This is a genomic window from Salinarchaeum laminariae, assembly GCF_023204835.1.
Lineage (GTDB): Archaea > Halobacteriota > Halobacteria > Halobacteriales > Salinarchaeaceae > Salinarchaeum > Salinarchaeum laminariae.
The window spans coordinates 1839662-1862797 of the sequence record NZ_CP096270.1 but is presented as its reverse complement, the minus strand read 5'-3'; the positions used below and the strand labels follow the sequence as shown (position 1 = coordinate 1862797).

At 66.9% G+C, this 23136-nt stretch carries 20 protein-coding genes; 7 read left to right on the top strand and 13 right to left on the bottom strand.

What is annotated here, in order from left to right; genetic code table 11:
• The first annotated feature begins 352 nt into the window (after window positions 1-352).
• The gene (serB, locus tag MXF70_RS08705) at window positions 353-994 is read left to right on the top strand and encodes a phosphoserine phosphatase SerB (RefSeq protein WP_248515233.1); all 642 of its coding nucleotides are present in this window, start codon (window positions 353-355) and stop codon (window positions 992-994) included.
• A 126-nt stretch (window positions 995-1120) separates the two neighbouring features.
• Window positions 1121-2821: a sensor histidine kinase gene (locus MXF70_RS08700; protein ID WP_248515232.1), complete on the top strand. Its 1701-nt coding sequence runs from the start codon at window positions 1121-1123 to the stop codon at window positions 2819-2821.
• A gap of 57 nt (window positions 2822-2878) precedes the next feature.
• Here the strand turns inward: MXF70_RS08700 and metX are convergent, their stop codons facing one another.
• Window positions 2879-4120: a homoserine O-acetyltransferase MetX gene (gene metX / locus MXF70_RS08695; protein WP_248515231.1), complete on the bottom strand. Its 1242-nt coding sequence runs from the start codon at window positions 4118-4120 to the stop codon at window positions 2879-2881.
• A 271-nt stretch (window positions 4121-4391) separates the two neighbouring features.
• On the opposite strand from metX, the gene MXF70_RS08690 reads away from it, so the two are divergent.
• Window positions 4392-4565, top strand: coding sequence for a hypothetical protein (locus MXF70_RS08690; RefSeq protein WP_248515230.1), 174 nt, complete (start codon window positions 4392-4394; stop codon window positions 4563-4565).
• A gap of 55 nt (window positions 4566-4620) precedes the next feature.
• On the opposite strand, the gene MXF70_RS08685 is transcribed toward MXF70_RS08690, so the two are convergent.
• The 6 genes from MXF70_RS08685 to MXF70_RS08660 all read right to left on the bottom strand — a co-directional run bounded on the left by MXF70_RS08685 (window position 4621) and on the right by MXF70_RS08660 (window position 12971).
• On the bottom strand, window positions 4621-5994 hold the full coding sequence (locus MXF70_RS08685) for an O-acetylhomoserine aminocarboxypropyltransferase/cysteine synthase family protein (RefSeq protein ID WP_248515229.1): 1374 nt from the start codon (window positions 5992-5994) through the stop codon (window positions 4621-4623).
• 383 nt (window positions 5995-6377) lie between these two features.
• On the bottom strand, window positions 6378-7589 hold the full coding sequence (ilvA, locus tag MXF70_RS08680; protein ID WP_248515228.1) for a threonine ammonia-lyase: 1212 nt from the start codon (window positions 7587-7589) through the stop codon (window positions 6378-6380).
• 52 nt (window positions 7590-7641) lie between these two features.
• A complete protein-coding gene (locus tag MXF70_RS08675; RefSeq protein WP_248515227.1) occupies window positions 7642-8148 on the bottom strand; it encodes a helix-turn-helix domain-containing protein in 507 nt (168 codons plus the stop codon).
• Between the two features lie 221 nt (window positions 8149-8369).
• Entirely contained in the window at window positions 8370-9956 is a 1587-nt protein-coding gene (locus MXF70_RS08670; RefSeq protein WP_248515226.1) for a stage II sporulation protein M, read from the bottom strand.
• A gap of 145 nt (window positions 9957-10101) precedes the next feature.
• Window positions 10102-11517, bottom strand: a complete 1416-nt coding sequence (locus MXF70_RS08665) for an MATE family efflux transporter (RefSeq protein ID WP_248515225.1) — start codon at window positions 11515-11517, stop codon at window positions 10102-10104.
• Window positions 11518-11918: 401 nt separating this feature from the next.
• A complete protein-coding gene (locus tag MXF70_RS08660; RefSeq protein WP_248515224.1) occupies window positions 11919-12971 on the bottom strand; it encodes a deoxyhypusine synthase in 1053 nt (350 codons plus the stop codon).
• 145 nt (window positions 12972-13116) lie between these two features.
• Between MXF70_RS08660 and MXF70_RS08655 the strand changes: the two genes are divergently transcribed.
• Window positions 13117-13785: a glycosyltransferase family 2 protein gene (locus MXF70_RS08655; protein ID WP_248515223.1), complete on the top strand. Its 669-nt coding sequence runs from the start codon at window positions 13117-13119 to the stop codon at window positions 13783-13785.
• A 160-nt stretch (window positions 13786-13945) separates the two neighbouring features.
• Entirely contained in the window at window positions 13946-14782 is an 837-nt protein-coding gene (locus tag MXF70_RS08650; protein WP_248515222.1) for an alpha/beta fold hydrolase, read from the top strand.
• A gap of 48 nt (window positions 14783-14830) precedes the next feature.
• Here MXF70_RS08650 and MXF70_RS08645 read toward each other — a convergent pair whose 3' ends face one another.
• The 5 genes from MXF70_RS08645 to MXF70_RS08625 form a co-directional block, all read right to left on the bottom strand.
• Entirely contained in the window at window positions 14831-15598 is a 768-nt protein-coding gene (locus MXF70_RS08645) for a Nif3-like dinuclear metal center hexameric protein (RefSeq protein ID WP_248515221.1), read from the bottom strand.
• Between the two features lie 115 nt (window positions 15599-15713).
• Window positions 15714-16532, bottom strand: a complete 819-nt coding sequence (gene speB, locus MXF70_RS08640; protein ID WP_248515220.1) for an agmatinase — start codon at window positions 16530-16532, stop codon at window positions 15714-15716.
• Between the two features lies 1 nt (window position 16533).
• Window positions 16534-16917 carry a translation initiation factor IF-5A gene (locus MXF70_RS08635; RefSeq protein ID WP_248515219.1) on the bottom strand — a complete coding sequence of 128 codons (384 nt, stop codon included), beginning with the start codon at window positions 16915-16917 and terminating at the stop codon, window positions 16534-16536.
• A gap of 164 nt (window positions 16918-17081) precedes the next feature.
• On the bottom strand, window positions 17082-18752 hold the full coding sequence (locus MXF70_RS08630; protein ID WP_259370340.1) for an ABC1 kinase family protein: 1671 nt from the start codon (window positions 18750-18752) through the stop codon (window positions 17082-17084).
• A 4-nt stretch (window positions 18753-18756) separates the two neighbouring features.
• A complete protein-coding gene (locus tag MXF70_RS08625) occupies window positions 18757-19110 on the bottom strand; it encodes an Hsp20/alpha crystallin family protein (RefSeq protein ID WP_248515218.1) in 354 nt (117 codons plus the stop codon).
• Window positions 19111-19286: 176 nt separating this feature from the next.
• Here MXF70_RS08625 and MXF70_RS08620 point away from each other — a divergent pair, with 176 nt between their 5' ends.
• A complete protein-coding gene (locus MXF70_RS08620) occupies window positions 19287-20450 on the top strand; it encodes an MBL fold metallo-hydrolase (protein ID WP_248515217.1) in 1164 nt (387 codons plus the stop codon).
• Between the two features lie 100 nt (window positions 20451-20550).
• Here MXF70_RS08620 and MXF70_RS08615 read toward each other — a convergent pair whose 3' ends face one another.
• A complete protein-coding gene (locus tag MXF70_RS08615) occupies window positions 20551-20883 on the bottom strand; it encodes a 2Fe-2S iron-sulfur cluster-binding protein (RefSeq protein ID WP_248515216.1) in 333 nt (110 codons plus the stop codon).
• Between the two features lie 801 nt (window positions 20884-21684).
• On the opposite strand from MXF70_RS08615, the gene MXF70_RS08610 reads away from it, so the two are divergent.
• Window positions 21685-23049, top strand: coding sequence for a geranylgeranyl reductase family protein (locus tag MXF70_RS08610; RefSeq protein ID WP_248515215.1), 1365 nt, complete (start codon window positions 21685-21687; stop codon window positions 23047-23049).
• The last annotated feature ends 87 nt before the right edge of the window (window positions 23050-23136 follow it).

The following is a 23136-nucleotide window of genomic DNA, read 5'->3' as shown; positions in this document are numbered from 1 at the left end:
GTGCGTTGTACGAGGCTCGACAGGGCGAAATATACGGGGAGAAGGCGGATTGCCCTGCGCTGAATTCAAACGGAAACCATGCACACAGCAACATCAACGTACCGGTATTTCTGACGATATCGCGTCTGCCGGTAGTCTGGTATCTGATATGTGGGCACTATCACGGCCGCGAAACGCCGTCGAACCAGCCTGGGACTGATAGCATCACACGAACCTGACTCATCCGGGTGGCAAACGGCCGGGTTGCCGCGTCCAGATTCTCTGCATGATGATCGCCTGCCCCGGACGTACTCGTTCAGGTGCTCACAGCGGATCGGGGCGTTAATGGGTCCCGCCCCGTTCCGACCGCGTAATGGCCCTGTTCGCCTTTGACTTCGACGGCACGCTCTCGGACTCGGAGATGACCGTGCTCCTCGGCGACAAGTACGGTGTCGCCGATCAGATGGACGAGATCACGGAACGGGCGATGAACGACGAGATCGAGTACGCCGAGAGCCTCCGCCAGCGAGCGGCGCTCCTCGAAGACCTTCCCGACGAGAAGGCACAGACCGCCTTCGAGGAGGTCGTTCTCCGGCCCGGCGCTGCCGAGCTGATCGCCGAGCTGCGCGACGTGGGTCACCACGTCGCTATTCTCACCGGCGGCTTCGAACGCGGCGTCGCCGAGGCGCTCGCTCGCGAGGGCGTCGACGTCGACACGATCGTCGCGAATCGGCTGCCCGTCACCGACGGCGCGCTGACCGGCGGGGTCGAGGGATCGCTCATCGAGGGGACGAAGGACGAGGCTCTCGAGGAGCTCGCCGGCGACCAGTCCGTCGATCTCGTTGATGCGATCGCCGTTGGCGACGGCGCCAACGACCTTCCGATGCTCCAGGTCGCGGGGCTCGCGATCGGGTTCGAGCCCAAATCCGCGGTCGCGCCCCACTGCGACGTCGAGGTGACCTCGATGGCGGAGCTGCGAAAGCTGCTCGTCGACGACGGGTACCTCGCGGACTGAGCCGCTCGTCGAGAGTCGCTCATCCAGAGCTGCTCGTCCAGAATCGGTGTGCTGCACGATCTCCTCGACTCTTTGCCGTGCAGTCGGGCACAATAGGGAAACCCGTGGAGTACATCGGTCGGCTCGATGCTGATCTCGCCGCTCGTCGTCCTCTCGCTTCTCTCCGGCGCACTCTGTCTGGTCTCTGGCTGGCTCGTCCGTGGCCGGTGGTCGAAGCCAGGATCCGTCTGGTTCCAGATCGCCGCAGCGTCGTCGGGGATCTGGTCGATCGGGTACGGCGTCGGGCTGCTCACGTTCGATCTGGGGTTCAGGCGGCTCTTCGAGCTCCCCCTCTGGCTGGGCCACGGTATCGCGCCGGTCGCATTCTTCCTGTTCGTCGCGGCGTACACGGGTCGGCGCGCGGTGCTCGACCGGCCGATCGTTCTCGGGCTGTTCGTCGTTCCGGCGATCACGATCCTGGCCGTGCTCACGAGCGGCGAACACGCGCTCATGTGGTCGCAGTACCGTATCGACGACGCGTTCGGCGCGGCGACGGTTAGCTACGACAAAGGACCCTGGCTGTACGTTCACAAGGCATACTCCTACGCCGTGTTGCTCGCCGCGGGGGCGATCCTACTGGAAGTGCTCGTCGAGCGCGACGCGCTCTACACCGTCCAGGCCCTCTCGATGATCGCCGTTGTGATCTCGCTGGGTGCCGGCAGCCTCGCGTGGGTGCTCGGCGTCGGCCCGTATCCGCAGGTCACGACCACGCCGCTGTTGTTCGGCTGGGTGTTCGCCTTCGCCGCCACCGTCTTCTTCCGTGCGCCGATGTTCGACTCGCCGCCCGCCGCGCGCCGACTCGGTCGCGAGCGGCTGCTCGAGGAGTTCGGCGACGGCGTCGTCGTGCTCGACGACGGCGGTCAGATCGTCGAGACGAACCGGGCCGCCATCGCGCTCCTGGCTGCCGACCACGAGGGCCGTCTTGTCGGTCGATCGATCGACGAGATCGCCACCAGTGCAGACGGTGAACCGATCCCGCTCGACTCCGGCCGGCACCGCGTCTCGCTCGTCACCGAGACCGGCAGACAGCCGTTCGAGATCACGGTCTCGGCTATCCGCGACGAGAGCGGCTCGATGCTCGGACGGACGCTCGTCTTCCAGGACGTCAGCGAAGAGACGAGACGCCGCCAGCAGCTATCGGTGCTCAATCGGGTGCTGCGTCACAATCTCAGAAACGACATGACGGTGGTGCGAGCATACGGCGAAGAGCTGACCGCGCTCGATGACGACGATCAGGCCGCGATGGCGGAGACCATCGTCGAGGAAGCGGACGGCCTCCTCTCCCTCGGCGAGCAGGCCAGGACGATCGAAGCGGCGCTCGCCGACCCGGACCGGGAGCCGCAGACCGTCGAACTCTCGGCGATCGTGGAGGACGTCCTCGATCCCTATCGCGACCGCGCAGCGATCGCCGTCGAGATTCCCGACGGGTTCCGGCTCCACACCGAGCCCGAATCCCTCGGTGCCGTGCTGACCGCCGCCGTCGACAACGCAGTCGAACACGGTTCCAGCGGAAACGGCGACGACGAAGAGCTAGCACTCACCGTGTCCGCGTCCCAGGCAGAGGACTGGGCGAAGGTCACAGTCCGTGACGACGGCCCCGGCATTCCCGACCACGAACTCGAGCCGATCCGCGCTGGCACCGAGACCGACCTCGAACACGGCAGCGGCCTGGGCCTCTGGCTGATCACGTGGGGCGCAGGCAGCCTCGGCGGTGAGGTGACGTTCCGGAACGGATCGGATTCAAGCGGCACGACCGTCGAGCTCAGGCTCCCGCTCGAACCGACGTAAAACGGCCAGCTGTGCCGAGATAGCTGTATGATCAGAGGCTGCGGCCGATAATTCCGTTCAGAACAGACTCGAGTGGACCGGCGGGATCGTATCTTCCTCCGGCACGTCGCCGTCGGCGTCCGTGACGGCCTTGCCCTCGACGCCCGCTTCGAGGAAGTCCGACAGCGGCGGGCCGACGGTCTCGGGCTCGACGAGGAACGCGTCGTGACCGTGGTCGGACTCCGCGACGTGGTGGGCGACGCGGACGTCGGTCTCCCGGAAGGCGTCGGAGAGCTCCGCAGCCTGCGCGACGGTGAAATGCCAGTCGCCGGTGAAGCTCATGACCAGCGCCTCGCCGGTGAACGCCGCGAGCGCGTCGGCGTCGTCCTCGTAGCCGGAGGCGAGGTCGAAGTTGTCCATCGCGCGAGTGAGATAGAGGTAGCTGTTGGCGTCGAAGCGCTCGGCGAACTTCCGGGCGTTGTAGTCGAGGTAGGACTCCACGTCGCGGTAGGGGAAGAAGTCGGCCGCTGGATCGGAGGGGAAGGTGTCGCGCTCGGCCTCCCGCCCGGCGGCCCGCCGGCCGAAGCGCTCCTCCATCGAAGCCTTCGAGAGGTAGAGTACGTGGCCGAGTTGCCGGGCAATCTGGAGGCCATGGCTCGGATCGGGCTGGTCTTCGCCGTAGTAGTGGCCGCCGTTCCAGTTGCAGTCGCTGGTGATCGCGCGCTGGGCGATCGCCTCGATCGCGAGCGACTGGGCGTCGAGTCGAGGGGCGGCGGCGATCGGAACGGCTCGGCGGACGTCGTCTGGATAGCGGCTCACCCAGTCGAGGACGTTCATCCCGCCGACGGAGCCGCCGACGACGGCGTGGAGGCGGCCGACGCCGAGCGAATCGAGCACCGCGCGCTGGACCCGAGTCCAGTCGCCCACGGTGACTGGCGGAAAGTCGGTGCCGTAGGGGTCACCCGTCTCGGGGTTCTCACTGGCGGGGCCGGTCGTGCCATAACAGGAGCCCGGATCGTTCACGCAGACGACGTAATACTCGTTCGTGTCGATGGCCTTCCCCGGACCGACGACGTCGGACCACCAGCTCTGGGCCTGGCCCTCGGTCTCGGGCACGTGAGCGAGCGCATCGTCATCGTCGGCGTCGTCGAACCGGCGCTTCGCGACGTGCGCGCTGCCGGTCAGCGCGTGACAGACGAGCACGGCGTTGTCGCCGGTGAACTCGCCGTAGGTCTCGTAGGCGACCGCCAGATTGGGGATGGACTCGCCGCACTCGAACTGAAACTCCCCGAGATCCTCGGTCGCTACCGTGGTCGACATGGCGACACCTCCGTCGGCGGGGTATTGCAGTCTGTCGGTCCCTCGGTCGGCACTACGCGATCAAGCCCGCTTTCCGCGTCCGACCGGTGTGAAGGCGCCGATGCATTCATTATCAACACGCATACAGTGCCATAAGGATATAACCCACAGTTACGGCAACATCTGCAGGAGTCATCTTCGATCTGGCCGTTTCGTCGGTCACCGTCGCCATGGCGTGCCGCCGCTCGACCGAGGAGAAGATCTATGCGTCGTTCATTCGAACGCCAAAGCAATGAACGAATCTCGGCAGCGGGACTTGCTCGTCATGACGATCGCCATCCAGCTCTCGATCGTCGTCGTGATTCTTCCGGAGCTCTTCCTACTGCTCATCGTCAGCGGCTTCATGACGCTCAGCGTGATTGCAAACGAAGTGATCCGCCGTCTGGACGCCTACGCCGAGGGGTGAGTGCCGTCCGGTTCCGGGCTCTCGATGGATTCTGGAAGGCCAGCCGGAGAGCAGTTTACTCCGTCGCAGCCTCGATCCCGGCGTCGATATCTGCGAGGATATCCGCGGGATCTTCGATACCGACGGAGAGCCGCAGCAGATCGGGCGAGACGCCTGCGTCGCGCTGTTCCTCGGGGGTCAGCTGCGCGTGGGTCGTCGACGCCGGATGGATCACGAGCGTCTTCGCGTCGCCGACGTTCGCGAGGAAGCTCGCGAGTTCGACGCGCTCGCAGAATCGTTTGCCCGCCTGGAAGCCGTCCGTCAGCCCGAATGCGATCATGCCGCCGTAGCCGTCGACGCGCGTGCCGGCACCGCGGCTGGCGTCGTCCGGGGGATCGCCGAGGTAGCGGCTGGCGTTGTCGTGCGTCTCGTGGGAGTCGAGCCCGGGGTATGCCACCCACGCGACCTCCTCGTAGTCGTCGAGATACTCCGCGACGATCGCCGCGTTCTCGCAGTGCTGGCGCATCCGAAGGGAGAGCGTCTGCATCCCCTGGAGGGTCTCCCAGGCGTCGAAGGGTGTCTGCTGATTGCCGAGGCTGCGGAGCGCGCGCAGGCGGACGGCGGCCGCGAGCGGCGCGTCCGCGAACCGCTCGCTGAAGTCCACGCCCTCGTAGGCCGGGTTCTCACCCGCCAGCTCCTTGTAGCCGCCAGCAGCCCAGTCGAACTCACCGCCGTCGACGACCACGCCGCCGACGGTGGTGCCGGCGCCGTGGAGCCACTTCGTCGTCGAGTTCCAGACCACGTCCGCGCCGTGTTCGAGCGGCCGACAGAGCGCGGGCGTCGCGAACGTGTTGTCGACGACGACCGGCACGTTCTGCTCGTGGGCGATCTCGGCGACGCGCTCGAAGTCCGGCGTCACGAGCGAGGGGTTGCCGATCGTCTCGAGGTGGACGTAGGCGGTGTCGTCGTCGATCTGCTCCTCGTACGCATCGTACTCCAGCGTCGGGACGAACCGGGCCTCGATCCCGCGGCGCTCGGCAGTCTTCGAGAGATACGTCGTCGTGCCGCCGTAGGTGTCCGTCGAACAGACGACGTTGTCGCCGGCCCGCGCGAGGACCAGCGTGATCGAGTCGAGCGCGGCCATGCCGCTGTCCGTGGCCACGGCGCCCGCTCCGTTCTCCAGGGAGGCGAGACGCTCCTCGAGAATCTCGACCGTCGGATTCGAGATCCGGGAGTAGAGATGGCCGCCGCGTTCGAGCGCGTAGCGGCCCGCCGCCTCCTCAGCATCAGGGAAGACGTAGGACGACGTCTGGTGGATCGGTGGCGCGCGAGCGCCCGTGGCGGGGTCCGGCTCCTCCTGCCCAGCGTGGACCGCTCGCGTGCCGAGGCGGCGGCGTGGAGCACCATCGCTTCGCCGGGGCTCCGCGTCCGAAGGCTCCTCGTTGCTCATGTACGACGTGCATATGGCTCGAAGCGTCTATAACCACCAGTTACGGCAAGACCTGACGAGAACTGAGAGCGACCACCGTGTGAATCTGCAAGAGTGACTTCTGAGACCGCGACCGCGAACAGCCAGGAAGCCCCCTCCCGCTCGCGTCCGCTGTTCCGGAAGACTCGCTCCGCTCGTCTTCCGACGTTCCGCTCGCTACGCTCGCGGAACACTCGCTGCGCGCTTCCCTCGCTCACTCCGTTCGCTCGGTCCAGTGCTTGCTTCCTCAGCGAACGCGAGCGGTCGGCCCCTTCCAGTCCCACCCGGTGGCCGGCCGTCAGTTTGCGCGCGGTGGACGGCGTCGGCTCGCGGAGAGCAGTGGTCGGTCGGTAGCTATGCCTGGATCAGACCAGCAGCTCCACGTCGTAGCCGCGGGCCTCCATCGCGTCGAGAAGGTCGGCGACGTGCTCGTGGCCGCGGGTCTCCAGATCGAGCTCCACCTCGGCGGCGTTCATGTCGATGTCGCGGGAGCTGCGGTCGTGCTGGATCCGGTAGATGTTGGCCCGGTGTTCGGAGAGGATCGCGATCAGATCGTCGAGCGCGCCGGGGCGGTCCTTGAGGACGGTCTTGAGCTTGACGTACCGGCCAGTTTCGACGAGTCCGCGCACGATCACCGTCGTCAGGGTGTTGAGATCGATGTTTCCGCCACAGAGACACGGGACGATCGTCTCGTCCTCGGCGAACCGGAACCGATCCTGCAGGATGGCAGCCAGCGGCGCGGCACCGGCACCCTCGACGAGGGTCTTCGATCGCTCGAGGAGGTAGAGCACCGCCATCGCGATCTCGGGATCGGAGACGGTGACGACCTCGTCGACGCGCTCCTGGATCACCTCGAAGGTCCGGTCTCCCACCCGTCGCGTGGCGATCCCGTCGGCCATCGTGTCGACGGAGTCCCGCTCGTAGATCTCGCCCTTGTCCAGCGACTGAGCGAGGCTCGCAGCGCCGTCGGCCTGGACGCCGATCACGCGAACGTCGGGTCGCTTGGCTTTGATCGCGGTCGAGATCCCGCTGATGAGCCCGCCACCGCCGACGCCGACGACGACGGTGTCGACCTCGGGACACTGCTCGAGGACCTCGAGACCGATGGTCCCCTGGCCCGCCATGATCATCTCGTCGTCGAATGCGTGGACGTAGGTGCGGTCCTCGGTCGCCTCGATCTCGTGGGCACGCTCGGCCGCTTCCGCGTAGTCCATCCCGTGGAGTTCGACGGTGGCACCGTAGGACTGGGTTGCCTGGAGCTTCGAGATGGGCGCGTGCTCAGGCATGACGATCTTCGCGTCGACGCCGAGCCGCGAGGCAGCGAGCGCCACGCCCTGCGCGTGGTTACCTGCACTCGCTGTGACGACACCCGCCTCTTGCTCCGCGGTGGACAACGTCTTTATGCGGTTCGTCGCGCCGCGGATCTTGAACGCACCCGTGCGCTGGAAGTTCTCGAGTTTCAGGTGAACGTCCGCACCGGTCATCGCGGAAAAAGTATGCGAGTGCTTCAGCGGTGTGTCCCGGGCGGTCTCGGCGACGCGCTCGCGGGCAGCTTCGACGTCGGAAAGAGAGAGCATAGGGCGGACTTCCCACCCTCGACTGTTAAGCGGTTCGGGGCCGGGAGAGACGTTATCGAGTCTCGTCCTCGCCGAGCACGTCGGCAAGCAGCTTCGTCTGCGCAGCGGCGAGATGCTCGGCGAGCGTCGACGGGCAGATGTCGAGCGCTTCCGCGACCTCGGAGGCGTTGGCACCCCGAGGATACTGATAGTAGCCCAGATCGTGGGCCGTCTCGAGGACTTCGAGCTGTCGGTCGGTGAGCTTGTCGAGATCCACGCGGATCAGCTCGTCTTCGGGCTCGACTTCCACCGTGGCCTGCTCCTCTGCCGTCTGCTCGCGGTCCGTCACGAGCGAGGATCCGTTGTCGGGTCCACCACGCTGGGCGTCGTCGGATCGGCCGAAAGACTCGGAGTCCCAGATGCCGTTGCGGCCCTGGCTCGCTCCACCGTCGGTAGCCGTTCGATCGTCCGTTCGCGAGGATCGACCCGCAGCCGATTGGTCCGTCTCGCCGGACGTGCCGCTGATCGTCGAGTCATCGTCCAGCAGCGATCGGTCGTCCCCCGTGCGCTGGCGTCCCATAGCAGCCCTTCAGGGATTCACCCCGAAAAGCGGGGCCGCGATTCTCGGCTCACTGGAACGACGGCCGAACCAGTTCGGGCTCGCCGGCAGTTCCCACAGGAGAGCGCTCGAAACACCCACTCTGAACGTTACAGGGGCGCTGTGATGGACCCGCTCAGGACACGGCTCAGGACACCAATCAACCATAAGCAGGCCTCGCACAGGATCGAGATGGCACGAGGTCAGATCCCGATCAGCCGCCAGTAGTACGGGCTCACGAACCCCTCGATCACTGCGGCGACGACGAACAACACGGCGAGGCCGACGAGCACCTGAAAGGCGCGGTCGATCGCCGAGGCGAGCCGGTCGCGGTCCACGTCGCCGAACGCGTACCCCCAGCCGACGCGGCCGAGGTGCAGTCCCAACGCGCCCGAGAACAGCAACGCCGGAATCTCGATGACGCCGTGGGGAGCCACGAACGCGAGCAGGATCTCTTGATCCGCCTCGAGCTGGTAGAGGAAGCCGACGTTCGCTCCGTTGAATGCCAGCGAAACGATCGTTGGCACGCCGACGGCGATGCCCGCGAGAGACTGGCCGGCGGCGACGGACCAGTTGTTGGCTGCGTAGTGGAAGAACGCCGCGATCGGCCCCTGTCGGCCGATTCGCGTCTCGATCGAGGCCACGAACAGGTCGTCGACCTGCGAACCTGCCCAGAGCCCGACCCAGACGCCCGCAGCGAGGACGACGGTACTGATCGCAACGAGACCGAGGTGGCCACGAGTGAACGAGACGAACGCAGACCAGCCGCGGGCAACTCCCCCACGCAGTCGTTCGATTCGTCCACGCTCGGGGATCGGTGGCGACGCGAGTGCGACGCCGGCGTCCTGGGCGTACAGCGACGTCTTCGCGAGGTCGAGCAGCGGGAAGACGAACACGAGCGGCACCAGCGTCGAGACGCTGACCGCGCCGAACTGACTGAACGCACCTCCGATCATGTTCGCGACCATCACCAGACCGAGCGCGAGCGCGCCGTAGCCGATCGACTGGAGGAGGTTCCCTCTTACGTGGCCGTATCCGTTCTTGAGAGCCGGAATCGCGCCGGCCCCCTCGACGACCGCTGCCGGCCGCGCGAACGCGAAGAGGAGCCGGACGAGTAGAGCCACCGGAATTGCGAGGAAGAACATCGGAATCGCTGGGATCACGAGCCAGATGAAATCCGCCAGAACCGCGATGGCGATCATCGCAGTTGGAATCCCGAACAGCACCAGAATGGCGAGGAACTCCAGCACTGCGAGCCCGAAGAACGTCCACGTGTGCTCGAAGACGCCGTCGACGCCAGCGCGCGTCGGCGCCTGGGTGGAGGCAGTTCCGTCCGCACCGGCCGTCGGCCCAGGATCGGTCGAACCGGTCTGCGCGCCCCCGGTGAGCACTGCGAACACCGTGTGCAGTCGCCCCGCAGCAACGGCGGACTGCATGACCGCGAAGAGCAGTATGGAGACCAGCGTCGTAACCACGAGAATCGCGATCACCGTCGGCGTGAGGAGGTCGAGCAGCGCTTCCCCGAGCGCCTCCTCGTCGATCGCACTCGCTTCGGTCGTTCCCCTCGTCACGCCGTCGATACTGATCGGCGCCGCCGGCTCCAGCTCCGCACGAACCGCCTCGAGGCGGCCGCTTCCCTGAAGAGAGAGGTAGGCGAGCAGGAGACCCAGGAAGGGCACCACCCGAACGATCACCGGGACGGCGACGCCGGCGACGTAGAAGGGAAGGACCTGCGATGGGCGGGAGCCGAACGATCGGGCGCTGTTGCGCACCGCGTCGTCGAGACTCATCGCTTCTGCGTTCCGGGGGATACCACTTGGAGATAGGGGTCTCTCGCAGAGCCGGACAGTCGCCACAGGATAGAAGGCCCTCCGTCCGCCCGACGACGTTCGATCGCGAGGGATCCCGGGCTCCGATCACCCCCCGATACGATCGTTACCCGTCTGAATCGCTCGCGACCGGCGAGTCGACGGACGTGCCGCGATCGGCCATCATCGACGCTGCGCGCTCCGCCCAGTCGCCGCGAGCGAACCCCCAGAGCACGATCGCGAACGCCCAGACGTGCCAGCTCGCGACGGCGACGTAGATCGCCAGCGGCCCGAACCCGAGCACGAGCCCGCCGATGACGGAGACCCCGAGATAGACCACGAGCAGACCCGACGCCCGGGCGACGAGCGGAGTCCGCGTCTCGCTTGCACCCTGGAGGGCGCCGGAGAGCACCACCATTCCGGCGACGAACGGTGCGCCGATACCGTACGCGCGAACGAACGCGGTCGCGTGGCGCGCCGTCGCGGCGTCGCCGGTGAACAGCGTCACGATCGGCCGCGCTGCGACGACGAGTCCGAGACCGATGCCGCCGACGAACAGGACGCCCAGTGCCGTCGTCGCCCAGCCCTCGAACCGCGCGTCGTCGGGCTTGCCGGCGCCCAGCGACTGGCCGACGACCACGCTCGCTGCGACGTGGAGCCCTCGCGAGAGGGGACTCGTCACCTGCTGGTAGACGCGGCGCCCGATCTGGTAGCCCGCGTTGACGGGGGTTCCGAAGTACAGCAGCAGGGCATTGAACGGGAACTCGACGACGGTCGCGAACAGCCCTTCCGCGATCTTCGGAGCAGAGACCACGAGCAGCTGCTTCGCGATCACGAGCTGCGTGGGGCGTCGGAGCCCCGCACCGCGCACGCCGAGTGCGAGCACCGCCAGCAACGCGCCGGCGGTGAACACGTTCCCGATCGCCGTCGCCAGCCCGACGCCGACCACCTCGAGGCGCGGCGCGCCGAGCAACCCGAGCCCGAGAATCACCGACAGCGCGACGTTGAGCAGGTTCGAAACGACGTTGACGTACATCGGCGTCCGGGTGTCGCCGGTCCCCTGGAGCGACCGAGCGGCGATCAGCGAAACGTGTCTGGCCGGCGCAGTCGCGAAGATGATCGCGAGGTAGGTGCCGCCGAGATCCGCGACCTCGGCGACCTCCTCGGGATCGCCCCACTCGCCGATGAGTGCGATCGCTGGCTCGCCGAGCAAGAATCCAAACAGCATGAACGGAATTCCGGCGAGCGCGCCGACGAGCAACGCCTGCGAGATCGCCTCGTCGCGCGTCGCCTCAGCGCCGGCGCCAGTGTCCTGACTCGAGAGCGCGATCGCGCCCGTTCCGAGACCCAGTCCGATCCGCAACGGCAATCGAGCGAAGAGATCCGCGAGCCCGATCGCCGCGACGGCGATCGGCGAGAACAGCGCCGTGACGAGGACGTCCGTCGTCCGCATCCCGGTCCGCGTGACCTGCTCGACCATCATCGGCCACGAGAGGGAGAGGACGCGCCGCCAGACCCCAGCCACGCGTCCGCGATCGACCATACACGCCGATCCCGTCGGGTGCTACTTCAGTGCGCGGATGGGGTGGGGTGTCTTGCCGCGATCGGGGATCGACCGCCAGACCAGCCTCGCCCGACGGCTACCAGTACAGCGTGCCCGACGGCCACCGCTAGACGCTCCACTCCACAGACCACAGGGATATCGCGATATTCGTCAAACGATCTTGGGAGGGACTGGAAGGGGCCGACCGCTCGGCGATATCTGGCGACGATGAGCCGAGCACTGCGAGGCGAACCTCGACAGACGAGCGAAGCGAGTCTGTCGGTGCAAGGACCGCAGGCGAGCGTACGCGAGCCGAGGACCACAGCGAGCCAGGATCGTCGAGCGGGAGGGGGCTTCCTGGCTGTTCGCGGTCGTTACGAGCCCAGAAGAAACGCCTGCACCTACTCCCCAGCTTTCTCACGAGCAGCGGCGACAAGCAGCGGCAGCGTAATCGTCGCGTCGGCGTAGACCGAGACGTTCCGCGCAGCAGGCTCGAGCTTGCCCCAGGATCGGGCCTCGTCCAGGGTCGCGCCGGACAATCCGCCAGTGTGGGGCGGATCCATCGTCAGCTGGACAGCGTACTCGTAGGCATCCGGAGCGACCAGCATCGTCTGGAGGACGAAGTTCTTCGGGACACCGCCACCGACGACCAGCGCACCCGAGGAGTCGGCCTCGTGTGCGAGGTCGTTCAGGCCGGTCATGTCCCCGAGCGCGTCGAGGGTCAGGTCGGAGGTCTGGTTGTAGATCCAGGCCTGGATCCCCAGCACCGAGTCCTGCACGGCGGGGCAGTAGATCGGCACGTCGTTCTCGTAGGCTGCGGCAGCGATACCGGCCCGCTCCTCGACGTCCTCGCGCTCGTTGATTTCGGCGTTCGCCCGGCCGAGTTCGGCTGTGAGCTCCTCGATCGTGACGGTTCCCTGCTCGGCAAGCGGCGGGAAGACGTGGTCGCGGAGGTGGGACTCGAACAGTGCGAAATGCTCCTGTGGCAGGTAGACGTTGTAGATGCGGTCGACGCCCTCCTCGCGGAGAGTTTCGTCGTGCTCGCGCTCGCTCTTCTCGGGGTGGCCGCTCCGGCCGTGGTGGTGTTTGCCGCCGATGGCCTCGATGGCGTCGTGCGTGAGGTTCGCGCCGGTCGTCACCAGCGCGTCGACGTGGCCGTCGCGGATGAGCTCCGCGACGATCCGGCGCATCCCCATCGGAACCATCGCGCCCGCGAGGCCGACGAAGGTCGTCACGTCGTCCTCGAGCATCTCGGCGTAGATGTCCACGGCCTCGTGGAGCGTGGCGGCGCCGCCACCAGCTGCTCCGTACTCCGCAGCGAGCTCTCCGACTGTCGTGCCCGCGGCCGCCTCGGCGTGGCCGACAGGATCGTGGTGGAACTCATCGCGCTCGGGCTCGTGACCGGAGCCGTCGGCGTCGTGGCCGTCGCCGTCGGCTGCTCCGTCCTCTGGCATGGCCGCGGATCGGCCCGCCACCCGTTTGAACGGCGCGGTTCGGACCGATTGACCGCTCTGTGCCAGCGGCCAGTCTGTGTCAACGGCCAGAGGACGACCGATCGACCGGAGCGTTCAACTTTGCAGTGGTCGAACCCCGCGCTCGATGGGAGCGGCACCGACGGTCAGCATCGTGATCCCTGCGAAAGACGAGGCCGACTACCTGCCGGAATGTCTCGACAGCGTCGGCGCACTCGAGGGCACCCAGCCCGCCGAGACGTTCGTCGTCGACGGCGACAGCGACGACCGGACCGCCGAGATCGCCCGCTCTCGCGACGACGTCCGACTGATCGAAGGGCCTGGCGAGAGCATCGGCGGCGGCCGCGCCCTCGGCGCCGAGCACGCCGACGGCGACTGGCTCGCGTTCGTCGACGCCGACACGGTGCTCGAACCGTCGTATCTCACGGAGATGCTATCGTTCGTGCGCGAGAACGATCTCGACGCAGCGACTTCACGGTGCCACATGGACGGAGTGAGGCCGAAGCTGATGCAGGCGACGATCAACCGCGTCTTTCCACATCTCCGCCGGCCGATCCTGCCTGGATTCAACTTTTTCGTCGACGCCGACGTCTACGACGCCGCCGGCGGTTTTCCGGAGGTCCCCAACGAGGACACCGCCTTCTCCCGGCATCTCGGTCGCGAGTTCGACACCGCCTACCACCCCGACGTGCTCGTCGAAACGTCCGGCCGCCGGATCCACCGCTACGGTCTCACGGGGACGCTTCTACACTACGTGTATCTCGACGTCGGCCGGCTCCGCGCGGAGTATCGGTGAGGGAGACGGAGCCGTCCACCCAGTTGCTGCCACGAGCCTCCATTGCGAAGTTCCGTCGCCAGGTTCCGTCGCGAGCACCCTCTCGCGGCCCGCAGTATATAAACGGCCTCACCCATCAGGGATACGTCGAAGCCGACGGATCGCAGAGTATACGCCACCGATGCAGACAGTCACCTCAGCCGACGGCACCGAGATCGCGTACGACCTGCAGGGTACTGGCCGCCCGCTTCTCCTGCTCCACGGCGGTGGCGGCCGCCAGTACTGGGACCCGCTAGCGCCTCGTTTCGTCGAGGACTACGCTGTCGTCCGTCCGGATCGGCGGGGGTACGGCGACAGTAAGCTTGCCGAGGCGTACGGCCTCGAGCGCGAGATCGAGGACGTCCAGGCGGTGCTCGAGGCAGCCCGTACGGATTCCGCCGTCGAGGACGACGAGCCGATCCTCGTCGGCCACTCCTTCGGCGGCCTGCAGGCACTCGAAACCGCTCGCCTGGAGCCCGTCGCCGCGATCGCCGCCTACGAGCCCGCGATCCTCGTCGGGGAGTGCAGCGAACGGTCGGACCTCGCCGACCAGATGGCGGCCCGTCTCGGAATGGACGACCAGCGCGGCGCGATGAAGCTCCACCTTCGTGAGGTCCTCCACACCGACGACGTCTCCGACGCCGAGTTCGAGGCCTGGCTCGAGGGGTGGCCCCACTGGCCCGAGGCCGCCCGGGGCGCCGAGCGGACGCTGGCGATGGACCGCGTCGTCGAGACGTACGAGCTCCCAGAGACAATCGATCTGGGTGCCCCCGGGCTGGTGCTATCCGGAACGGAGGGCCCCTCGCACCTTCGAGACAGCTCGCGGGCGCTCGCGGAGGCGCTCGTCGACGGCGAGTTCCACGAGTACGAGGGCGTCAGCCACATGGGCCCCGCGGAAGCGCCCGAACGGGTGACCGAAACGCTGTGGGAGTTCTTCGACGCGAACGGCTGCTCACCGCGGGCCGCGGGCTCGCTCTGAAACGGCCGTTTCGTCCCCACTGGCAGCGACACGCCCGACCAACCGCATCTACAGACCGGTCGGATGTTCGATGTACGTCGTCGTCATGCCCCACTCCTCGGCGAGTGACTGCAGCGCCTGCACCCCGCCGGTCTCCGTCGCGTAATGCCCAGCGAGAATCACGTTCACGCCTGCCTCGCGGGATTCGTGGTAGACCTTCTGTTTCCCCTCACCGGTGAGGAGGACGTCAGCCTCCGCGGCCGTGGCCTCCCCGAGCCAGTCCGCACCGCTGCCGGTGACGATCGCGACGTTCGAAACCATCTCCGGGCCGTGATCGAGCACCTGCACCCCTCTCTCCCCGGTCGGGAGCTCCGTGGAGAGCTCCGTCGCCAACTCCTCGAGTGCCATCGGCTCTGGAAGAACGCCCCGCTGTCCGACGTGCTTTGGGCCGTGCTCACCGAATGGAGCACGGTTCCCCAGTTCAAGTCGGTCAGCCAGTCGGGCGGCGTTGCCCAGGTTTGGGTGGCCATCGAGGGGCAAATGCGCGACGTAGAGTCCAACCTCGTTCTCGATGAGCGGAGCGATCCGATCGTGTGCCCTGCCCGTCACGCGATCGAGTGACCCCCAGATAATTCCGTGGTGGGTAACCAGCATATCCGCGTTCCACTCGATCGCGGCCTCGATCGTCGCGTTTGCAGCGTCGACGGCGAAGGCGACCCGCTCCACAGTACCGTCCTCGCTACCGACCTGGAGACCGTTTGGGCTCGCGTCGACGTCCGCGTACGCCGCGACGTCGAGTGCGTCGTCGAGTTGCGAAACGAACTGGCGTCTGTCCATAGCTGACCATTCACAGGACGACGGAAAGGGCGTTGCGGTCGGACGGATCGCTACGGTGGGCAGCAGCGGGATCGGAACGAGAGAGAGGATCGGACGACAGCCGCGCCGACGAGTGTCAGTCGCCAGCGGACGCGTGCTCGTAGACGAACGTCCGCAAGAGCTTCGCTGCGACGGATGCGGCTTGCCCGTCGTCGCGGTCGTTGACCTCGACCACGTCGAACCCCTCGGCGTGGGGAGCGACCCGCTGGACGACGTCACGTGCCGTCGCCGAATCGAGTCCGAACGGCTCCGGCGTGCCGGTACCCGGTGCGAACGCGGGGTCGAGGGCGTCTACGTCTACCGTGAGGTAGGTCGATCGGCCGTCGTCGATCCCGGCCCGTTCGGGGGTCCACTCCGCGACGGCAGCCGGTTCGACGACCGTCACGTCGGCCTGGCTCGCACGATTCCACTCCGCTTCGCTCCCGGCGCGAGCACCGAGCACTATGACCTCCTCGGCGGTCTCGAGAGCACGCCGCATCGCGCAGGCGTGGCTGAGCTCGTCGCCGTCGTAGGAGCTCCGCAGATCGAGGTGTGCGTCGAGGCTCACCACCACGTCGGGCTCGACAGCGCGAACGCCCGCCACGGTGACGGTGTGCTCGCCGCCGACGGTTAGCGGCACGACCCCGTCGGACTGGTACTCCACGAGCACGCTCTCGAGAAAGTCCAGATACTCGGCGGCGTCGGGCCATGCGCGCACGTCGCCGTGATCGTGGACCACAAGCGTGGAGAAGTGGCTCTCCGTATGGTGGTCGTAGTCTTCGAACGGACGAGCAAATTGGCGGACGCGATCCGGGCCGAATCTCGTGCCCGGTTGGAAAGAGGTAGAGACGTCGAGCGGTGCACCGACGATCGCGTAGGCGGCGTCGGCCCGGTCGGCCGTCGCGCCTGGGAACATCTTACGTCTGGACGATCTTGCGCTGCTCGTCCATCTCGAGGTACTCGATCTGCTGGTCCGGCGAGAGTTTGTCGTCACCGGGGACGCGGATCGTGATCGTCTCGTAGGTTTCGAGGTCCATTACCTGAGCGACGTCGTCGCTCTCGACGCTGACGACCTGCCCCTGCTTTCGCTCGATGATCGGGACCCAGACCTTGGCGTCGACGGGCTGGGACAGCGAGCGCTTCTGCCCGTCGAAGACGCCGGCTCCCTCGATACGAGCCTTGGCGCTTCCGTGCTTGCCCGGCTTGGCAGTGCTGTACGAGTTGATCTTGCAGGCGGCGTCGTCGATCATCACGTAGTTGCCCTCCTGCAGATCCCGCACTTCCTTCTGCTCTCTTGCCATGCAGCGGCGTTGCCACCCGATTGTGATAAACGGTTTGGAATCGCGGGCTCGCGGCCGAACGCGACCGATTCGGCGGCCCCACCATGGCCGCATTCGAACGCGTCGACGGCCACCGCTGGAGTACGGTCCGAGGCGCTCGCCCAGCCCTCGTGGACGGAGAGAAATCAGTTCTCGCCGGGGCCTTGCCGCTCGCGGAGATTCTGACGCGTGAACTGGGGCTGGGCGCGCATCCCGCGGCGACGGCGGAACGATCGATAGAGGAACAGGAGCAGGAAGACCGTGACCGCACCTGCGACGGCAGTCTGCTCGATCGAGGCCGCGACGAAGAGGATCGTCGTCGCGACCACCCCCGCCGCAGCGAGCATCCCGATTACCAGCCGTTTCGCGAACAGGTCGAACAGCTCGTTCGAGTCCTGAATGTCGGCCCTGACCCGGAGATTCTCCCGGTCGATCCGGTCGAGCGCCCGCTCGAGTTTCGGCGGGATACGAGCCGCGGCGGCGCCGGATTCGCGGAGCTGTTCGCCGGCGTCCTCGACGGCTCTGCGGACCGTCTCCTCGCGGTAGCCCTCCCTCGTGAGATACTCGGTCGCCGTCGCGATGAAGTCGAAATCGGGATCGAGCGTGACGCAGACACCCTCGACGACGGTCGCGACACGCAGGACCAGTGCGAGATCCTTGGGGAGTCGGAACGGGAACTCGTAGATCGAGTCCTCGATCTGTCCGACGATCTGCTGGATGCGGTACTGCTCGATGTCCTCGCCGCGAGCGTCCTGGATGGCGAGCTCCATGACCTCGGCCATCACCGCGCGATCTGCCTCCGGCGAGAGCGTGCCGATCTCGATCAGCGCGTCGAGGATTCCGTCGATATCCTGCTCGGCAACGGCGACGTAGAACTCGACGATCTTCCCCTGCACGAACTCGTCGACCCGGCCGGACATCCCGAAGTCGTAGAACACGATCGTGCCGTCGTCCTGAACGGCGAGATTTCCGGGGTGGGGATCGGCGTGGAAGACGCCGTCGTCGACGATCATATCGAGGTAGGTCCGCTGGAGCGTCTCTGCGACGGCAGTCCGGTCGACCCCACGTCGATCGAGTTCGTCGATACTGTCGACTTTCGTCCCGCCGAGATACTCCATCGTGAGCACGCGCTCGCTGCAGTGAGAGTCGATCGGTTCCGGAATCGCCACGTCGTCGGTCCCCGCGAAGTTTCCGCGGATTTCCTCGAGCATCCGCCGCTCGCGGTCGTAGTCCATCTCCTCGCGGATCGTCTTGTCGAACTCGTCGGCGAGATTTCGCAGCGAGAACGCCCGTGATTCGCCGACAAGAGCCAGCAGGAGCGGCAGCGACCAGCGAACGACTCGGAGGTCGGCAGCGACGAGTGACTCGACGCCCGGCCGGCGGACCTTGACCGCGACGGCCTGCCCGTCGATCTGGGCGCGATACACCTGCCCCAGACTGGCGCCGCTGATCGCCTCGCTGTCGAAGGATTCGAACCGATCACCGACCGGGCCGAGCTCCGCCTCGAGGACCTCCTTCGCGTCCGCCCACTCGGCGGGCGGGACGTCGTCCTGGAGGCGGGAGAGCACGGAGACGTACTCCGGCGGGAGCACGTCCGGCCGCGTCGAGAGCAGCTGGCCGAGCTTGATGAAGGTCGGCCCCAGCGTGAGCAAGGAGTCGAGCAGTTCCTCCGCGCGGCGCGTTCGTTGCTCCGAGCTGACGCGACGGCGTCCGCCGAAGAGCAGAAATCTGCGGCGGTCGCGTGCCCACGCGAGCAGGAGGGGGAGGAACTGCCGGAGGACGCGGAGGAAGCGCCAGTACGGTCGGAGGGCCGCCACGGATCTACGCGTCCCCGACCTCGATCTCGGTGACGTCAGTCGATCGTTTGGGAATCGTCAGTTCGAGCACGCCGCGCTCGATCGAGGCGTCGGCGTCCTCGGCCGTGACGTTCGGCGGCAGTGGCAGTTCGACGTCGAGAAAGGCGTCGCGTTGCTCGGCTACGAACCGGTAGCCGGCGGTGTCGGGTTTGTCGCGGTGGGCCTCGATCCGGAGACTCCCCGTCGACGCAGTGACGTCGAGCGTCTCCTCCGTGACGCCCGGAAGGTCGATGAGGATGCGGTACGCGTCCTCGCTCTCGAGGAGGTCGGCGAACACGGCGTCTGGAAGGGCGGTGAGAGCGGTTCGGAGGCCGGACATAGACCGCCGTTCGATCGCTTCGGCGAAAAGTCCGGTGGTACGGGCTCGCGAGGCGGGGTTTTTGTAGACCGAGTATCGCCCATCCACGGCTGTATCTACCCACAGATCGGACCGTCGAACGGGCGGTTCTGGCCTCGCCACCGCAACTTAACCCCCCGGCTGCCCTACCCTCCGGCATGGCCGACGCCATCGAGCCGGTCGACCTCGCTGAACGGCTCTCCCGCGGCGACCGAGTCGGGATCGTCGACGTCCGGAACCGCGACGAGTTCGAGGAGTGGCACGTCGACGGCCCAGACGCCGACGTCACGCAGATTCCCCACGCAAAGTTCCTGCAGGCCCAGGTCCGTGGCGGCGCCGCCGACCTCGTCGGTGACGTTCCACAGCCGATCGTGGTGGTCTGTGCGATCGGCGAGTCGAGCGATCACGCGGCCGAGCTGCTGCGGGACTCCGGGCTCGACGCGATGAATCTCGCGGGCGGGATGGAGGCCTGGGCCGACGTCCTCCTCGCCCGGACGCTCGACACGCCCGACGGCGCAGAGATCGTCCAGTACCACAGGCCCGCGACGGGCTGTCTTGGCTACCTCGTCGTGGACGGCGCCGACGCCGCCGTGATCGACCCGCTCCGGACCTTCGCGGATCGCTACGAAGACCACGCGGCGGAGTCCGGGGCCGACCTCCGCTACGCGATAGACACCCACGTTCACGCCGATCACGTGAGCGGGCTGAGAGCCGTTGCCGAGGCGACCGACGCCGCCGCGCACGCCCCAGCCATTGCCTGGGACCGCGGTCTCGATCTCGACCCGGAACCGACGTCGCTGGCCGACGGTGACGTACTCGAACTCGGCGAATCGACGACGATCAGCGCGATCCACGCGCCGGGACACACCGGCGAGATGACCGCGCTGCTGGTCGAGCAAGCGTCAGAGGACGATGCCGAGACCCCGGCGGGTACGCTTCTGACCGGCGATAGCATCTTCGTCGACGGCGTCGCGCGGCCGGATCTCGAGGCGGACGTCGATCCCGCCGACGCTGCCGCACAGCTCCACGATACGCTGCACGGGATCGCCGCCACGCTGCCGAATCGCACGCTGATCGCGCCCGGCCACGTCAAACAACGGACTCGGGCGAACGACGACGGCACCTACGCTAGGACTCTGGCGACGCTCACTGACCAGCTCGACGGTTTCGCGCAGGACAGAACGTCGTTCGTCGCAAACGTGACCGAGGAGCTGCCGCCCCCGCCAGCGAACGCCGAGCGAATCGTCGCGGCGAATCTCGGAATGGAGACCATCGAGGACCCGGACGAGGTCGAACTCGGACCGAACAACTGCGCGGCCTGAGTACTCCGGTGACGGTCGATTCGAAACGAGTACAGAGAGAGCAGCGAAAAGTGCAGAGAGACCGGAGAGAAAGCACCCTGGAAGCCGCCAGAGGCCGGTCTCAGTCGTCCGCAGCCGCGGTCACGTCGTCGGCCGAGTCGGCGTCGTCCTCGATACTCGGCGGGTAGACGCCCCGATCGAGCCGCAGATCGGACTGCGGACGTGCCATGCAGGTCAGCGCGAACCGGTCGGACTCCGCCTCGGTGAGCGCTCGAGCGGCAGGCTGGGTCACCTCGCCTTCGAGAATCTCCGCTGAACAGGCCAGACACATGCCCACGCGGCAGGAATACTCCTGGGCGATCCCCTCCTCGATGCACCGGCTGAGGATGGTCTCGGTGTCGGCGACCGTGATGGTCTCACCGGTCCCCACGAACTCGACGGTGTAGTCGGTCATTGTCCGGTTATCGTTCGGCTGCCGGCAAAACCGTTTCCCTGTGGCGGGTCCCTACGAACCACTCACACTGGGTCATGGACTCCCATCCGGAGCACCTGTTTGATTCGACTACTGAGGAAATCAGTTCTAGGTGGGTGTATCTGGACAGCAGACGGCCACGGATTCCGGGAGACCGGAGGTCTCCCGACGTCGCGGACCACGCCCGCGACAGCCCCCTCCCGCTCGACGCAGCTACCTCGCTGCGCGCGTCCTCGCATTCGCTCGGCCGTGCTTACTTCGGTACCTCCGACGAGCGGTCGGCCCCTTCCGGAGTACCGAAGGATCAAACATCCTTCGTACCTCGCGAGAGCTTTGCTCTCGCTCAGTCCCTCCCAAATCCCGTCACAGGGAGCGAAGCGCGGCGGAAATTCGGGGTCACTTCGCAGTCGGGGATCGACCGCCGGCTACAGCCCGCTGGACGATCCACCGGGGCGAATATCTGTCAAAAATCCACGGGGCGGGACTGGAAGGGGCCGACCGCCCGCGTTCGCTCGGGAAGTAAGGACCGCAGCCGACCGAAGGGAGGCGAGGAGCGCAACGAGCGAGCGGGCGCGAGCGGGAGGGGGCTTCCAAGCTGTCTGCTGTCCAGCGTGCTCCGCGGTCGGCCACTGCTGTACTCAGTAGAACAGTAGAACCGACGAAACCGGACTCCCTAGCGGGAATCCAGCGTACGAACGCCCAATCCAGACAAGCCGCGTCGTTCACTGTCGCTGCCCCGCCGCCGTATAAAGAGTTTTCTCGCTCCGTATCGCATCGCCGCACATGCCAGAGTACGACGTGGTCGTCGCCGGCGCCGGAACGGCCGGCTGTTACGCCGCGACGACTGCGGTCAACGCCGGTCTCGACGTCGTGATCGTCGAGCGGAAATCGGAGGACGAAGCGGGTCACATCGCCTGCGGCGACGCGCTGAAAGGCGCGGACGCGTTCCCCGAAGCGATCCCCAAAGAGAAAATCGAGCCGGCATTCACCAACACCGGCGTCGACCACGGCCGCTTCGAGATCCCCTCCGAAGATACGGTCCTCGAAATTCCGGTCCCGGGCGAGCTCGCGGTGATCGACCGGTGGGAGTACGGCCGACGGATCATCGACGCTGCGGAGGACGCCGGCGTCGAGCTCCACTACGACACCGTGGTCCAGACCGTCGTGCAGGACGACGACGGGACCGTCACGGGCCTGAAGACCACGCGCAAGGGCGAGCCGGTCGAGTACGACGCCGACGTCGTGATCGACGCGGCGGGATCGCTGAGCCTCTTGCAGGACGAGACGGACTTCGAGGGGACGACCTTCGACACGAACGTCACGTACAGCCAGTTCTGCTCGGCCTACCGCGAGATCGTGCACGTCGAGGAGCCCGTCGAGTGGGAGGACGCGCTCGTGTTCAAGCCGACCGAGCGCGCGGCCGGCTACCTCTGGTATTTCCCACGCACGGAAACCGAGATCAACGCCGGGCTGGGCTTCCAGATGACCGAGGAGCCGATGCAGCTCGTGGACGACCTCAAACGCGATCTGAAGGACCGGCCCGAGTTCGAAGGCGCGGAGGTCGAGGACAAACTCGGCGCCGCGCTGCCGACGAGGCGGCCCTACGACTCCGCGGTCGCACCGGGGTACATGGCCATCGGCGACGCCGCAGGTCACGTCAACCCGACTACCGGCGGTGGCATCGCTGGCGCGGCGTACGCCGGCAAGTACGCTGCCGAGGCGGCCGTCGACGCGCTCTCCAACGGCGGCCCGACCGAGGACGCGCTCTGGGAGTACAACGAACGCGTGATGGACCACTTCGGCGCGCGCTACGCCGCCCTCGACGTCTACAACATCCTCTCGACGGCCGTCGACATCGACGAGATGATGGGACTGCTCGCGGCGATGCCCGGTGAGAAGATCGCCGAGTCGCTCTACGAGGGATCGACGGATCTCTCCTGGCGGCTCAAGGCCAGAATGGCAATCGACAGCTTCGGCTACTGGCGGGACATCTACGGGCTCTACAAGACCAAGTCCGTCGCCGACGAGCTGCTCGCTCACTACGAGTCCTACCCCAGCTCGCCCGCCGCATTCGACGACTGGCAGCGCGAGCGCGACGAAATCATGGACCGCGTCTACGCCACGACCGGCGCGGATCCGAAGTACTGAGCCGTGGCGGACAGTTCCGGAGCATCGGACGAAGAGCACTCCCGTTTTGGCGACGACAGCGAGGACGGCTTCTGCACTCGCCACCGG